At 73.6% G+C, this 13,281-nt stretch carries 12 protein-coding genes; 6 read left to right on the plus strand and 6 right to left on the minus strand.

Annotated elements, in window-relative coordinates; genetic code table 11:
• Positions 1–92: 92 nt before the first annotated feature.
• A complete protein-coding gene (locus tag ACFY2B_RS02450) occupies positions 93–1,865 on the minus strand; it encodes an acetyl/propionyl/methylcrotonyl-CoA carboxylase subunit alpha (RefSeq protein ID WP_390761252.1) in 1,773 nt (590 codons plus the stop codon).
• 388 nt (positions 1,866–2,253) lie between these two features.
• On the opposite strand from ACFY2B_RS02450, the gene ACFY2B_RS02455 reads away from it, so the two are divergent.
• Complete coding sequence (locus tag ACFY2B_RS02455) at positions 2,254–2,853, plus strand: hypothetical protein (protein ID WP_390761253.1); 600 nt, start codon at positions 2,254–2,256, stop codon at positions 2,851–2,853.
• On the opposite strand, the gene ACFY2B_RS02460 is transcribed toward ACFY2B_RS02455, so the two are convergent.
• The 4 genes from ACFY2B_RS02460 to ACFY2B_RS02475 all read right to left on the minus strand — a co-directional run bounded on the left by ACFY2B_RS02460 (position 2,825) and on the right by ACFY2B_RS02475 (position 5,760).
• Positions 2,825–3,442 (minus strand): Maf family protein, encoded by a 618-nt coding sequence (locus tag ACFY2B_RS02460; RefSeq protein ID WP_390761254.1) that lies wholly within the window; start codon positions 3,440–3,442, stop codon positions 2,825–2,827. The genes ACFY2B_RS02455 and ACFY2B_RS02460 overlap by 29 nt on opposite strands.
• Positions 3,443–3,503: 61 nt before the next feature.
• Positions 3,504–3,632, minus strand: a complete 129-nt coding sequence (mmpB, locus tag ACFY2B_RS02465; protein ID WP_390761255.1) for a morphogenic membrane protein MmpB — start codon at positions 3,630–3,632, stop codon at positions 3,504–3,506.
• Between the two features lie 279 nt (positions 3,633–3,911).
• Entirely contained in the window at positions 3,912–4,121 is a 210-nt protein-coding gene (locus ACFY2B_RS02470; protein WP_390761256.1) for an acyl-CoA carboxylase subunit epsilon, read from the minus strand.
• Positions 4,122–4,167: 46 nt separating this feature from the next.
• On the minus strand, positions 4,168–5,760 hold the full coding sequence (locus tag ACFY2B_RS02475; RefSeq protein WP_390761257.1) for an acyl-CoA carboxylase subunit beta: 1,593 nt from the start codon (positions 5,758–5,760) through the stop codon (positions 4,168–4,170).
• Between the two features lie 112 nt (positions 5,761–5,872).
• On the opposite strand from ACFY2B_RS02475, the gene ACFY2B_RS02480 reads away from it, so the two are divergent.
• Positions 5,873–6,739, plus strand: coding sequence for a biotin--[acetyl-CoA-carboxylase] ligase (locus ACFY2B_RS02480; RefSeq protein WP_390761258.1), 867 nt, complete (start codon positions 5,873–5,875; stop codon positions 6,737–6,739).
• A gap of 316 nt (positions 6,740–7,055) precedes the next feature.
• Complete coding sequence (locus ACFY2B_RS02485; RefSeq protein ID WP_390761259.1) at positions 7,056–8,372, plus strand: adenylate/guanylate cyclase domain-containing protein; 1,317 nt, start codon at positions 7,056–7,058, stop codon at positions 8,370–8,372.
• A 12-nt stretch (positions 8,373–8,384) separates the two neighbouring features.
• Here ACFY2B_RS02485 and ACFY2B_RS02490 read toward each other — a convergent pair whose 3' ends face one another.
• Positions 8,385–8,951: a hypothetical protein gene (locus tag ACFY2B_RS02490; RefSeq protein ID WP_390761260.1), complete on the minus strand. Its 567-nt coding sequence runs from the start codon at positions 8,949–8,951 to the stop codon at positions 8,385–8,387.
• 538 nt (positions 8,952–9,489) lie between these two features.
• On the opposite strand from ACFY2B_RS02490, the gene ACFY2B_RS02495 reads away from it, so the two are divergent.
• The 3 genes from ACFY2B_RS02495 to hutH all read left to right on the plus strand — a co-directional run bounded on the left by ACFY2B_RS02495 (position 9,490) and on the right by hutH (position 13,243).
• Positions 9,490–10,284: an enoyl-CoA hydratase/isomerase family protein gene (locus ACFY2B_RS02495; RefSeq protein ID WP_390761261.1), complete on the plus strand. Its 795-nt coding sequence runs from the start codon at positions 9,490–9,492 to the stop codon at positions 10,282–10,284.
• 109 nt (positions 10,285–10,393) lie between these two features.
• A complete protein-coding gene (locus tag ACFY2B_RS02500; protein WP_390761262.1) occupies positions 10,394–11,536 on the plus strand; it encodes a diguanylate cyclase domain-containing protein in 1,143 nt (380 codons plus the stop codon).
• Positions 11,537–11,665: 129 nt separating this feature from the next.
• The gene (hutH, locus tag ACFY2B_RS02505) at positions 11,666–13,243 is read left to right on the plus strand and encodes a histidine ammonia-lyase (RefSeq protein ID WP_390761527.1); all 1,578 of its coding nucleotides are present in this window, start codon (positions 11,666–11,668) and stop codon (positions 13,241–13,243) included.
• Positions 13,244–13,281: the final 38 nt, after the last annotated feature.

The raw sequence follows: 13,281 nt of genomic DNA on the forward strand, positions 1-13,281 counted from the left end.
CCACGGAGTGGAACCGCCCCACGGACCGATCCCATCGGTCCGTGGGGCGTACGCACAACCGCAAACGCGCGGACGCGCAAACGCGCAACCACTCAGTCCTTGATCTCGCAGATCACCGCACCGGAGGTGAGAGACCCACCGACCTCGGCGCTCAACCCCTTGATGGTCCCCGCCTTGTGCGCATTCAGGGGCTGCTCCATCTTCATCGCCTCAAGGACCACGACCAGGTCGCCCTCCTTGACCTCCTGGCCCTCCTCGACCGCCACCTTGACGATCGTGCCCTGCATCGGGGAGGCGAGGGCGTCGCCGGAGGCCACCGGCCCGGACTTCTTCGCCGCCCGGCGCTTGGGCTTGGCGCCCGCGGCCAGACCCGTACGGGCCAGGCTCATGCCGAGTGAGACGGGCAGCGACACCTCAAGGCGCTTGCCGCCGACCTCGACGACGACGGTCTCGCGGGCGCCGTCCTCCTCCGTCTCCACGTCGGCGGGCGCCGCGAACGGTTTGATCTCGTTGACGAACTCGGTCTCGATCCACCGGGTGTGGACGGTGAACGGCGCGGCGGAGCCGGTCAGCTCGGGCCCGAACGCCGGGTCCCTGACCACCGCGCGGTGGAACGGGATCGCCGTCGCCATGCCCTCGACCTGGAACTCGTCCAGGGCGCGGGCGGCCCGCTCCAGGGCCTCCTTGCGGGTACGGCCGGTGATGACCAGCTTGGCGAGCAGCGAGTCCCAGGCGGGGCCGATGACCGAGCCCGCCTCGACCCCGGCGTCCAGGCGGACACCGGGACCGGTCGGCGGGTCGAAACGGGTGACGGTGCCCGGCGCGGGCAGGAAGTTGCGCCCCGGGTCCTCGCCGTTGATACGGAACTCGAAGGAATGGCCGCGCAGCTCCGGGTCGCCGTAGCCCAGTTCCTCGCCGTCGGCGATGCGGAACATCTCCCGTACCAGGTCGATGCCGGCGACTTCCTCGGTGACCGGGTGCTCGACCTGGAGGCGGGTGTTGACCTCCAGGAAGGAGATCGTGCCGTCCGCGCCGACCAGGAACTCCACGGTGCCGGCGCCGACGTAGCCGGCCTCCTTGAGGATGGCCTTGGACGCGGAGTACAGCTGCGCGAGCTGGGCGTCCGACAGGAACGGCGCGGGGGCCTCCTCGACCAGCTTCTGGTGGCGGCGCTGGAGGGAGCAGTCACGCGTCGACACGACGACCACGTTGCCGTGCCGGTCGGCCAGGCACTGGGTCTCCACGTGCCGCGGCTTGTCCAGGTAGCGCTCCACGAAGCACTCGCCCCGGCCGAAGGCGGCGACCGCCTCGCGCACCGCGCTGTCGTACAGCTCGGGCACCTCTTCGAGGGTCCGGGCGACCTTCAGGCCGCGTCCGCCGCCGCCGAAGGCCGCCTTGATCGCGATGGGCAGCCCGTGCTCCTCGGCGAAGGCGACGACCTCGTCGGCGCCGTTCACCGGGTCGGGCGAACCGGCGACCAGCGGGGCGCCCGCGCGCTGCGCGATGTGCCGGGCGGCCACCTTGTCGCCCAGGTCGCGGATGGCCTGCGGCGGCGGGCCGATCCAGATCAGGTCCGCGTCCAGGACCGCCTGGGCGAACTCGGCGTTCTCGGAGAGGAAGCCGTAGCCCGGGTGGACGGCGTCCGCGCCCGACTCGCGCGCCGCGTTCAGGACCTTCGCGATGTCCAGGTAGCTGGTGGCCGGGGTGTCACCGCCCAGGGCGAATGCCTCATCCGCGGCGCGGACATGCAGAGCGTCACGGTCCGGGTCCGCGTAGACGGCCACGCTCGCGATCCCGGCATCCCGGCAGGCCCGGGCCACGCGGACAGCGATTTCGCCACGGTTGGCGATGAGCACCTTGCGCACGATTGAGGCTCCCTCCTTGAAACAAGCCGAGTTTAGGGACTGCCGACACGGCACTTCGACCCGTCCCCACTGGTGAGCTTGCCCACACGGAGCGTGATACGAGGCCCGCTCGACCCACGAAAGCCCTAGTCGCACCGCGGTACGCAGGACTCCACCGGAAAACCCTAGTCCTGTCATGTGGTCAAGGTCTCTGTGAGAGCGTGCTGCGGCGCACTTCGTTTCTTTGTGGAGTCCCTACGAATGGCCCAACGGTTTACTGGCGTCGGCAGAACCCTTGTGCCCCGGTTTACCGGTGAGTAGCGTTCGCGACGTCCCCGACGTACTCCGGGTAACAGCAATTCTTGCCCGGGTGGGCCGAAAGTGGGTGGGGCCGGTGGTACGCCGACCGGTGGCGTGGATCGTGGCGGTCGTCCTCTTCGTCGAGGCGGTGGCCGTCGTGGCGCTCAACTGGATCCTGGCGGTGGTCGTCGACCGTCAGGACATGTCCCTGGCCGGCCTCGACCCGGGTGTGATGGTGACGTCCTCGGAGATCGGCGGAGTGGTCCTCGCCGTCTACTTCGCGCTGTGCGGCCTGGTCGCCCTGCTCGTCGCGATCCGCGACCGGGCCCCGTCCGGCCTCGGCCGCGCCCTGCTGGTCAGTGTCGCCGTGGTGCACGGGCTGCTGGGTGCGGTCGTCTGGGGGCTGCTGGGCGTGGGGGCGTTCCTGCTCATGGTGTTCGTGCTGGCCCTGGTCGTCCTGCTGCTGATGACGCACGACGGGCTGCCCGGTCCGGCGCAGCCGGCGGGCGGCGGCGATCCCGGCGACGGCGGTGGCGCGCCGCGGGCCGTGGACGGCCCACGGGCGGGGGCCGGGGAGCCGGCGACCGGGACCGGGGACCCGGCGGCCGGGGCCGGACGCCCACGGGACGCCGCGGAGCCCGAGCCGCAGGACGACGTGCCCGCGTCGGCCGCCTCCGGCGTCACCGCGTGGGCGCCCACAACTCCGTGATGCTGACGCCCAGTTCGGACAGCAGCCGGCGCACCAGGGGCAGGCTGAGGCCGATCACGTTGCCGTGGTCGCCGTCGATCCCGTCGATGAACGGGGCCGAACGGCCGTCCAGGGTGAACGCTCCGGCGACGTGCAGCGGTTCCCCCGACGCGACGTAGGCGGCGACCTCGGCGTCCGTCGGCTCGCCGAACCGTACGACCGTGGACGCGGTCGCCGACACGTACCGCTTGCTCGTCGTGTCCCAGACGCAGTGCCCCGTCTGGAGGATCCCGGCCCGCCCGCGCATCGACTTCCAGCGGGCGGTGGCCTCCTCGGTGTCCGCGGGCTTGCCCAGCGCCCGGCCGTCCAGCTCCAGCACCGAATCGCAGCCGATCACCAGCGCGCCCTGGGCCTCCGGCCGGGCCGCCACCACGGACGCCTTCGCCTCGGCCAGCGCGAGCGCCAGCTCGGCGGGGGTCGGCGCGCTGAGCGCGTCCTCGTCCACGCCGCTGACGATCACCTCGGGGTCGAACCCGGCCTGCCTGAGCAGACCGAGCCGGGCGGGGGACTGGGAGGCGAGCACGAGCCGACGGCGCGGATGGTCTGTCATGCGGTCAGCGTAACGGCGTGGATCCGGCGCGCTCTCGCCGGTCCGGACGGGCCCGGACGGGTCATCTCAGGCCCGCGATGAGCATCGCGAGCACCATCGCCAGCGCCACGAGGAGACCGAGCCGCCGCAGCATGGCCTGCGTGTGACGCAGTTCCTCGGGCGGTTCGTTCTCCGGGTCGGACCACAGCATGCCACCAAGGGTGGGGCCGGGGCGGGGCGGGCGCCTGAGTACGGGTACTCAATCGCTGGGCCGCCGGGCCGCCGGGCCGCTGGGCCGCTGGGTGTGTGGGGGCCGGGGGCGCTTGGTCGGTCGGCGGGGTTGCAGGGCCGTGCGCGGTTCCTCGCGCCCCTTGGGGGGTGGGGAAGTGCTGGCCGGTGTTGGGGTGCTGTGCGCGGTTCCTCGCGCCCCCCGAGGGGTCGCGCGGCCCGCGCAACGGGGCCCCGCGACCCCTCCGGAGCCGGGGGCTCTCTAGGACGGCCAGTACGTACGGGTCCAGGACGTGGGGCCGGGGTGGGGGACGTGGGCGGTGGTGATGCGGGACGGGTCGGACCACGCGTCCCCGGGGGCTGCCGCGCCGGACGGCTCGGCGGCCGCCGCCGCGGCGCGGGCCTGGACCACCGCCAGGGCGGCGGCCAGCTCCTCCGGGGTCGGATTGCCCCGTACGACCTTGATGTTCATGCCGCCTCCCAACGGGTCCAGAGGGGAATCTGGAGAGGATGGATCTCTACAGCGGAATGTTGCCGTGCTTCTTCGGGGGCAGGGATTCCCGCTTGGTGCGCAGTTGACGCAGCCCGCGCACGATGTGACGGCGCGTGTCGGACGGCAGGATCACCGAGTCGACATAACCGCGTTCGGCCGCGACGTACGGGTTGAGCAGGGTGTCCTCGTACTCCTGGAGGAGCCGCGCCCGGGTCGCCTCGGCGTCGTCCGCCTCGGCGATGGTGCGGCGGTGCAGGATGTTGACGGCGCCCTGCGCGCCCATCACCGCGATCTGCGCGGTCGGCCAGGCCAGGTTGATGTCCGCGCCGAGGTGCTTGGAGCCCATGACGTCGTAGGCCCCGCCGAACGCCTTGCGGGTGATCACGGTGATCAGCGGGACGGTCGCCTCCGCGTAGGCGTAGATCAGCTTGGCGCCGCGCCGGATGATGCCCGTGTGCTCCTGGTCCACGCCCGGCAGGAAGCCCGGCACGTCGACGAAGGTGATGACCGGGACGTTGAAGGCGTCGCAGGTGCGCACGAACCGCGCGCCCTTCTCGCTCGCGTCGATGTCGAGGCAGCCCGCGAACTGCATCGGCTGGTTGGCGACGATGCCGACCGGGCGCCCCTCGACCCGGCCGAACCCGGTGAGGATGTTCGGCGCGAACATCGCCTGCGTCTCGAAGAACTCGGCGTCGTCCAGGACGTGCTCGATCACCGTGTGCATGTCGTACGGCTGGTTGGCGCTGTCCGGCACCAGCGTGTCCAGCTCGCGGTCCTCGTCGGTGACGGAGAGGTCCGCCTCCTCCGGGAAGACCGGGGGCTCGCTGAGGTTGTTGGACGGCAGGTACGACAGCAGCTGCTTGACGTACTCGAAGGCGTCCTTCTCCTCACCGGCCAGGTGGTGGGCGACGCCCGAGGCGGTGTTGTGGGTGCGGGCCCCGCCCAGCTCCTCGAAGCCGACGTCCTCGCCGGTGACCGTCTTGATGACGTCCGGGCCGGTGATGAACATGTGCGAGGTCTGGTCGACCATGACCGTGAAGTCGGTGATCGCGGGGGAGTAGACGGCGCCGCCCGCGCACGGACCGACGACCAGGCTGATCTGCGGGATCACCCCGGAGGCGTGGGTGTTGCGGCGGAAGATCTCGCCGTAGGCGCCGAGGGAGGCGACCCCCTCCTGGATCCGCGCGCCCCCGGAGTCGTTGATCCCGATGACCGGGCACCCGGTCTTCAGGGCGAAGTCCATCACCTTGACGATCTTCTGGCCGTAGACCTCGCCCAGCGCCCCGCCGAAGACGGTGAAGTCCTGGGAGAAGACGGCGACGGGGCGTCCGTCCACGGTTCCGTAGCCGGTGACGACGCCGTCCCCGTACGGCCGGTTCTGGTCGAGGCCGAAGTTGGTGGAGCGGTGCCGCGCGAACTCGTCCAGTTCGACGAACGAGCCCTCGTCCAGCAGCAGCTCGATCCGCTCACGGGCCGTCAGCTTCCCCTTGGCGTGCTGCTTCTCGACGGCGCGAGCGGAGCCGGCGTGCGTCGCCTCCTTGATACGGCGCCGCAGATCCGAGATCTTCCCGGCGGTCGTATGAATGTCGATCTCTTGACGCGCTTCCGGCTCGGACATCGGGATGCGGCTCCCTGCCTGCTCAAAAGAGTGGGGACGGTTACTCATCCGTAGAGTAGTGGTGGCCCTACCGGTCGGCAGTGCGGTGTTTACCACACCTAGGGTGGCTTGCATGACGCCGCGAGATCCAGCAGACGCGAACGACAACCGGTGGTCCGACCTCGACCGCCCGCCCCTGAACGGTACGGCGCTGCGGCGCGGACTGCTGCGCGCGGGCGGCCTGTGGACCGACCTGGAGGTCGTGCAGCGCACCGGTTCCACCAACAGCGACCTGGTGGCCAGGGCCACGGCGGGCGGCCTGGCGGAGGGCGCGGTGCTCGTCGCCGAGGAGCAGACGCAGGGCCGGGGCCGGCTGGACCGCCGGTGGACCGCGCCCGCCCGCTCCGGCCTGTTCTTCTCGGTGCTGCTGCGGCCCGCCGAGGTGCCGGTGGCCCGCTGGGGCTGGCTGCCGCTGCTCACGGGCGTGGCCGTGGCCACCGGACTGGCTCGGGCCGCGGGCGTCGACACGGCGCTGAAGTGGCCCAACGACCTGCTGGTGACGGTGGGCGGCGAGGAGCGCAAGGCCGGCGGCATCCTCGCCGAACGGGCCGGGGACGACGGCGTGGTCGTCGGCGTCGGCATCAACGTCACCCTGCGGGCCGCGGAGCTTCCGGTGCCGCAGGCCGGGTCGCTGGCGCTGGCCGGGGCGGTGAGCACGGACCGGGACCCGCTGCTGCGGGCCGTGCTGCGCTCCCTGGAGGACTGGTACGGCCGCTGGCGCTCGGCAGGCGGCGATCCCGCCGCCGCCGGCCTCCAGGAGACCTATGCGGCGGGCTGCGCGACGCTGGGCCGCACCGTGCGGGCGGAGCTGCCCGGCGACCGGGCGATCACGGGTGAGGCCGTGGCGGTGGACGGTGACGGCCGCCTGGTGATCGCGACGGCGGAGGGCGTGCAGGAGCCGGTGGGCGCCGGGGACATCGTGCACCTGCGGCCGGCCTGACGCGGCCGAAGGACGACGAGGGCGGGCCGCTGCCTTGGCGAGGGCGGTCCGCCGCCCGCCTTCGAAGGGGCGCGGGGAACCGCGCGTACGGCCACGACGGGCCTGCGGCTGCGTACGGCGGCCGGTGCCCGCAGACTGATGGCGGGGGGCCTGGGGCCGCGAGCCCCGGTGGGCGTCCACCACAGGTCCGGACCCGACCGGCCGGCACCGGGCGGTGTGCCATCCCGCGGAACCTGACGGAGTGAGCTGGCGCACACCTGCCGTAGAGTTGAGGCCGGTCGATACGTGACCGTGGCAGATCAGAAGGGCAGCAGGCGTGACCGTCGACGACACGGGCTCCGGTGCGGACGCGGGCCGCCGGGTGGATCCGCCCGCGGTCGCGGCTGCACTCGACCGGGAGGACTCCCACCCGGTTCCACTTGACCGGGAGGACTCCCGCCCGGCCCCGCTCGACCGGGAGGGCTCCCGCCCGGCCCCGCTCGACCGGGAGGGCTCCCGCCCGGTTTCGCTCGACCGGGAGGACGACCAGCCGGCCCCGGCCGCTCTCGACCGGGGGGAACCCCAGCACCTCGGCGCCGGCGAGGACCCGCTCACCCTGCGGCTGGAAACACTCATCCTGGGGGCCGAGCGGCGCTACACCCCCTTTCAGGCGGCCCGCAGCGCCGGTGTCTCGATGGAGCTGGCCTCGCGCTTCTGGCGGGCCATGGGCTTCGCCGACATCGGCCAGGCCAAGGCCCTCACCGAGGCCGACGTCCTGGCGCTGCGCCGGCTCGCCGGCCTTGTCGAGGCGGGCCTGCTCAGCGAGGCCATGGCCGTGCAGGTGGCCCGGTCCACCGGGCAGACCACCGCGCGGCTCGCCGAGTGGCAGATCGACTCCTTCCTGGAGGGGCTGACCGAACCGCCCGAGCCCGGCATGACCCGCACCGAGGTCACGTATCCCCTGGTCGAGCTGCTCCTGCCCGAGCTGGAGGAGTTCCTGGTCTACGTCTGGCGCCGGCAGCTCGCCGCCGCCACCGGCCGGGTCGTGCAGGCCGGCGACGACGAGGAGATGGTGGACCGGCGGCTCGCGGTCGCCTTCGCCGACCTCGTCGGGTTCACCCGCCTGACCCGCCGGATGGAGGAGGAGGAACTCGGCGAACTCGTCGAAGCCTTCGAGACCACCGCCGCCGACCTGGTCGCCGCCCGCGGCGGCCGGCTCATCAAGACCCTGGGCGACGAGGTGCTGTACGCCGCCGACGACGCGGGCACCGCCGCCGAGATCGCCCTGCGCCTCATCGAGACGATGGCCAACGACGAGACCATGCCCGAGCTGCGCGTCGGCATGGCGTTCGGCACGGTCACCACCCGCATGGGCGACGTCTTCGGTACGACGGTGAACCTCGCCTCCCGGCTGACCTCGATAGCGCCGCGCGACGCGGTCCTCGTCGACAGCGCGTTCGCCGAGGAACTGATCCGCACCTCCGAGGCGCCCGCCTCGGAGGCGGAGGCGGCCGAGGCGGCGGCGACCGCCGAGAAGGAGGGCGAGGAACCGCCGGCGTACCGCTTCGCGCTCCAGCCGATGTGGCAGCGCCCGGTCCGCGGGCTCGGTGTGGTCGAGCCCTGGCTGCTCACCCGGCGCGACGGCGAAGGCTGACCGGAGCCGCCGTCACCGCCTCCCGGCCAGCGGCGTGTCGATGCACAGGCGGATGATCGGCACGCACACGCCGCCCGGCCGGCTCGGCCTGGGACTCGGGGCCGGAGCCGGGGTGGCGGATGTCCGGCTCGGCGCCGGTGCGGGCCGGTGCGGGATGCTCGGAGCGGCCGACGGCGACGGGGTGGTGTGGGACGTCGAGGTGCCGGACGCGGTGCCGGACGGATCCGCCCGCGGGACCGTGCCCGGGACCGGGGCCGACTCCCTCCCCGCAGCGGGGCCCACCGGGGCGCCGGGTGACATGGCGGCCGGGACGCGGGCACCGTCGGCCAGGCCCTGGGCGGAGGTCGCGGACGGATCCGTCGGGGAGGTGCCGACCCCGGCGGCGGACTCGTGCGGCGGCCGTTCGGCAGTGGCGGCCCGACCCGGCCGGGAATCCGCCTCCGCGGTGACCGGACTGCCGGGCGGTGGCTCGGGCGCGACCCGTACGAGGCCCAGCACGCCGACGGCCAGCGCGAGACTTGCGACGGCGAGCAGGAGCGGGCGGCGGCGGGGCCGCCGGTGCCGCCCGCGCCGGGTCACGAGCAGGGGGCGGCCCCCACCCCTGACGGGCGGTCCTTTCGCACCTTCCGAACCTCCTGGCCCCCCTGGGCCTCGTGGGCCCTTCCCCGGTCCTTCCGCCGTTTCGGGCAGGGCGTCCGGCCTTCCTGCCACCCCTGACCCCGCCGGTGCGGCGGGACCGGCGGGGTCATCCGGTCCGTCCGGACGGACCGTGTCGGTATCGATGTCGGTGTCGACGTCGACACCGGTCCCGGTCTGGGTCTCGGTCCCGGCGGCGGCCTCCGGTCCGGTCGGAGCGACCGGTGCCTCGGGTATGGCGGCCGTGTCGTCTGCGTCGTCCGTGTGCGCACCCGTGTGCGTCTGCGTCATCGCGTCCCTCCCCGCTCGCGCCCCCGATGCGCCGTGGCGGAGCGCACGCTATGCGCTCCCCTGGGCGGTCGAGGCGGAGTCGGGCGGATTGTCACTCGAACGAGGAGCCGGGGCCGCCTCTTTCCCCGGCGGGGGCCGACTGCGATGATCGGTGCGTCGAGGAGTTAACCCGCGTTAACCGGAGGGTGTCATGAGCGAGGAGCGGTTCGGGGAGTTCGTACTGGTGCGGCGGCACGAGCACGTCGCGGAGCTGGTGCTGGACCGGCCCAAGGCCATGAACGCCGTCTCGACGGAGATGGCCCGCTCCCTTGCGGGCGCCTGCGCGGCGCTCGCCTCCGACCGGGACGTACGGGTGGTGGTGCTGACGTCGTCGCACGAGCGCGCGTTCTGCGTCGGGGCCGACCTCAAGGAGCGGAACTCCTTCAGCGACGCGGACCTGGTGCGGCAGCGGCCGGTCGCGCGGGGCGCCTACACCGGCGTACTGGAGCTGCCCGTGCCGACGATCGCCGCCGTGCACGGTTTCGTGCTCGGCGGGGGCTTCGAACTGGCGCTGTCCTGCGATCTGATCGTGGCCGACGCCACGGCCGTGGTCGGACTGCCCGAGGTGTCCGTGGGGGTGATTCCGGGTGGCGGCGGGACCCAGCTGCTGCCGCGCCGGGTCGGTGCGGCGCGGGCGGCCGAGCTGATCTTCTCGGCGCGGCGGGTGGCGGCGGCCGAGGCCCGTGAGCTGGGGCTGGTGGACCAGCTGGTGGACGAGGGCCGGGACCGCGAGGAGGCGCTGGCCCTGGCGGCCCGGATCGCGGGGAACTCGCCGGTCGGCCTGCGCGCGGCCAAGCGGGCGCTGCGGCTCGGGCACGGGCTGGACCTGCGGGCCGGGCTGGAGGTCGAGGACGCGGCCTGGCGCTCGGTGGCGTTCTCCGGGGACCGGGCGGAGGGGGTCGCGGCGTTCAACGAGAAGCGGACGCCCCGGTGGCCGGGCGAGTGACCGGGGCGGGGAGCGGCCGGGTGACGGGCCGACCGGACGGCGCCTCTTAAAAACACCTGTTCGGCACTCCGATGTCCCCATTCATACCAAACGTCCCTAACCTGGAGTGATGGGTGAGGACAAGCGGCTCGCGGCTGTCGTGGCGCTGGCCCAGGGGATGGCGGCGGCGCACACTCCGGCGGAGTCCTGGCGGGCCGCGGCGGGCGGTGCGTGCCGGGCGCTGGACGGGAGCTTCGCCGCGCTGTCGGTGTGGGAGCGCGAACGCGGCCGGCTGCGGGTCCTCGTGAACGTGGGGGAGCGGGCCCCGGACGAGGAGGAGTTCCCGGAGAACGAGACCTATCCCGTCCACCAGTTCCCGGAGATCACCGAGTTCCTGCACGAGCGCTGGGCGCTCGGCGGCGGCCCGCACGCCTGGGTGGAGACCGCCGAGGGGACCGCGGCCGGCCGCCCCGGCTACCACCACCAGCGGGTCACCGCGCTGCGCCGCCGCGGGCGCGGCTGCTGCGTGGTCGCGCCGGTCGTGCTGCACGGCCGCGCCTGGGGCGAGTTGTACGTGGCCCGCGCAGTCGGGGCGCCGGTCTTCGACCGGTCCGACGCCGGTTTCGCCACCGTGCTGGCGGCGGTCGTCGCCGCCGGGATCACGCAGACCGAGCGGCTGGAGGAGGCCCAGCGGCTGGCGTACACCGACGCGCTCACCGGGCTCGCCAACCGCCGGGCGGTGGACATGCGCATGGACGAGGCCATCGAGCGGCACCGCGCGGAGGGCGTCGTGGTCAGCCTCGTCGTCTGCGACCTCAACGGGCTCAAGCGGGTCAACGACACCCAGGGGCACGCCGTCGGGGACCGTCTCCTCGAACGCTTCGGCTCCGTGCTGTCGCTGTGCGGGGCGATACTGCCGGGCACCCTCGTGGCCCGTCTGGGCGGCGACGAGTTCTGTCTGCTGGCGGTCGGGCCGCCCGCCGACGACGTGGTGAAGGTCGCGGACGAACTGTGCCGGCGCGCCGCCGAACTGGAACTGGGGGAGGGGGTCGCGTGCGGGGTCGCCTCGACCGCGCACGCCATAGGCCCGGTGCGGTCCGCGCGCCGGCTGTTCCGGCTCGCCGACGCGGCCCAGTACCGGGCCAAGGCGGTGCGGGCGGACCGGCCGGTCGTCGCCGGCGGGGAGGGCCCCGACGACCCGGTCGTCCGCCTCGCCGACGAGCCGTCGCCCGCGCGGGCCGAGCGGCGCCGCTTCCGCGGGCGCAGGCCGTGAGCGGGCGGTGCGGCGGCCCGGAGGTACGGCGGCGCAGACTCCTCCAGCAGGGCGTCCCGCGGTAAGGGGTGAACCTGTCCACCACTAGTGACACCAAGACATTCAATGCGTACGCTCCTGAATATGGATATGCATACTGTGGTGGTGGGGACATCCGGCGTGACCGCGTCCGACGTTCTCGCCGTGGCGCGCGGTGACGCCCGGGTGGAGTTGTCGCCGGAGGCGGTGGCGGCCCTCGCGGCGGCGCGCGAGATCGTGGACGCGCTGGCGGCCGAACCGGACCCGGTCTACGGCGTGAGCACCGGCTTCGGCGCCCTGGCGACCCGGCACATCGGCCCCGAGCTGCGCGGCCGGCTACAGCGCAACATCGTCCGCTCGCACGCCGCGGGCATGGGTCCGCGGGTGGAGCGCGAGGTCGTACGGGCCCTGATGTTCCTGCGGCTGCGGACCCTCTGCACGGGACACACGGGCGTGCGGCCCGAGGTCGCCCGGACCATGGCCGACGTGCTGAACGCGCGGATCACCCCGGTCGTCCACGAGTACGGCTCACTGGGCTGCTCCGGTGATCTGGCCCCGCTGTCGCACTGCGCGCTGACCTTGATGGGCGAGGGCGACGCCGAGGGGCCCGACGGGAGTGTCCGGCCCGCCGGCGAGCTGCTCGCCGAACACGGCATCCGGCCCGTCGAACTGCGCGAGAAGGAGGGCCTCGCCCTCCTCAACGGCACCGACGGCATGCTCGGCATGCTGCTCATGGCCCTCGCCGACCTGGACACCCTCTACAAGTCCGCCGACGTCACCGCGGCCCTGTCCCTGGAGGCCCTGCTCGGCACGGACCGGGTGCTCGCGCCCGAACTGCATGCCATCCGGCCGCACCCCGGCCAGGCTGCGAGCGCCGCCAACATGCTCGCCGTGCTCAAGGGCTCCCAGCTCACCGGCCTCCCCCGGACGGCCGGCGCCGCCCGCACCGGCGGCAGCTCCATCCCGTACGAGGCGCCCCGGGTCCAGGACGCCTACTCCGTGCGCTGCGCCCCGCAGGTCGCGGGCGCCGGGCGGGACACCGTCGCGCACGCGCGGCTGGTCGCCGAGCGGGAACTGGCCTCGGCGGTCGACAACCCCGTCGTGCTGCCCGAAGGGCGCGTCGAGTCGAACGGCAACTTCCACGGCGCCCCGGTCGGCTACGTCCTCGACTTCCTCGCCATCGCCGCCGCCGACCTCGGTTCCATCGCCGAGCGCCGCACCGACCGGCTGCTCGACAAGAACCGCAGCCACGGCCTGCCGCCGTTCCTCGCGGACGACGCCGGTGTCGACTCCGGGCTGATGATCGCCCAGTACACCCAGGCGGCCCTGGTCAGCGAGATGAAGCGGCTCGCCGTACCGGCCTCCACGGACTCCATCCCGTCCTCCGCCATGCAGGAGGACCACGTGTCCATGGGCTGGTCGGCCGCGCGCAAGCTGCGTACCGCCGTCGACAACCTCTCCCGGGTCATCGCCGTCGAGCTGTACGCCGCGACCCGGGCCATAGAACTGCGCGAGGGGGCGGCCCCGGCGCCCGCGTCGCAGGCGGTCGTCGAGGCGGTGCGGGCGGCGGGGGTGCAGGGGCCCGGTCCGGACCGGTTCCTCGCGCCCGACCTGGCGGCCGCGGACGCGTTCGTGCGCAGCGGGGGGCTGGTCGCCGCGGTGGAGACGGTCACCGGGCCGTTGCAGTAGCCGGCGGGCGGCGGCCGGGTGCCGGCGTCCGGGCTCCC

The sequence above is a fragment of the Streptomyces sp. NPDC001270 genome, assembly GCF_042896695.1.
In the GTDB taxonomy this organism is placed as follows: domain Bacteria; phylum Actinomycetota; class Actinomycetes; order Streptomycetales; family Streptomycetaceae; genus Streptomyces.

What these genes read in the sequence shown, in the direction of transcription:
- hutH (WP_390761527.1), top strand. Translation starts at nt 11,666, where the DNA reads ATGCATACTGTGGTGGTGGGGACATCCGGCGTGACCGCGTCCGACGTT.
- ACFY2B_RS02460 (WP_390761254.1), bottom strand. Translation starts at nt 3,442, where the DNA reads ATGACAGACCATCCGCGCCGTCGGCTCGTGCTCGCCTCCCAGTCCCCC.
- ACFY2B_RS02470 (WP_390761256.1), bottom strand. Translation starts at nt 4,121, where the DNA reads ATGAACATCAAGGTCGTACGGGGCAATCCGACCCCGGAGGAGCTGGCC.
- ACFY2B_RS02480 (WP_390761258.1), top strand. Translation starts at nt 5,873, where the DNA reads ATGACGCCGCGAGATCCAGCAGACGCGAACGACAACCGGTGGTCCGAC.
- ACFY2B_RS02500 (WP_390761262.1), top strand. Translation starts at nt 10,394, where the DNA reads ATGGGTGAGGACAAGCGGCTCGCGGCTGTCGTGGCGCTGGCCCAGGGG.
- ACFY2B_RS02495 (WP_390761261.1), top strand. Translation starts at nt 9,490, where the DNA reads ATGAGCGAGGAGCGGTTCGGGGAGTTCGTACTGGTGCGGCGGCACGAG.
- ACFY2B_RS02475 (WP_390761257.1), bottom strand. Translation starts at nt 5,760, where the DNA reads ATGTCCGAGCCGGAAGCGCGTCAAGAGATCGACATTCATACGACCGCC.
- mmpB (WP_390761255.1), bottom strand. Translation starts at nt 3,632, where the DNA reads ATGCTGTGGTCCGACCCGGAGAACGAACCGCCCGAGGAACTGCGTCAC.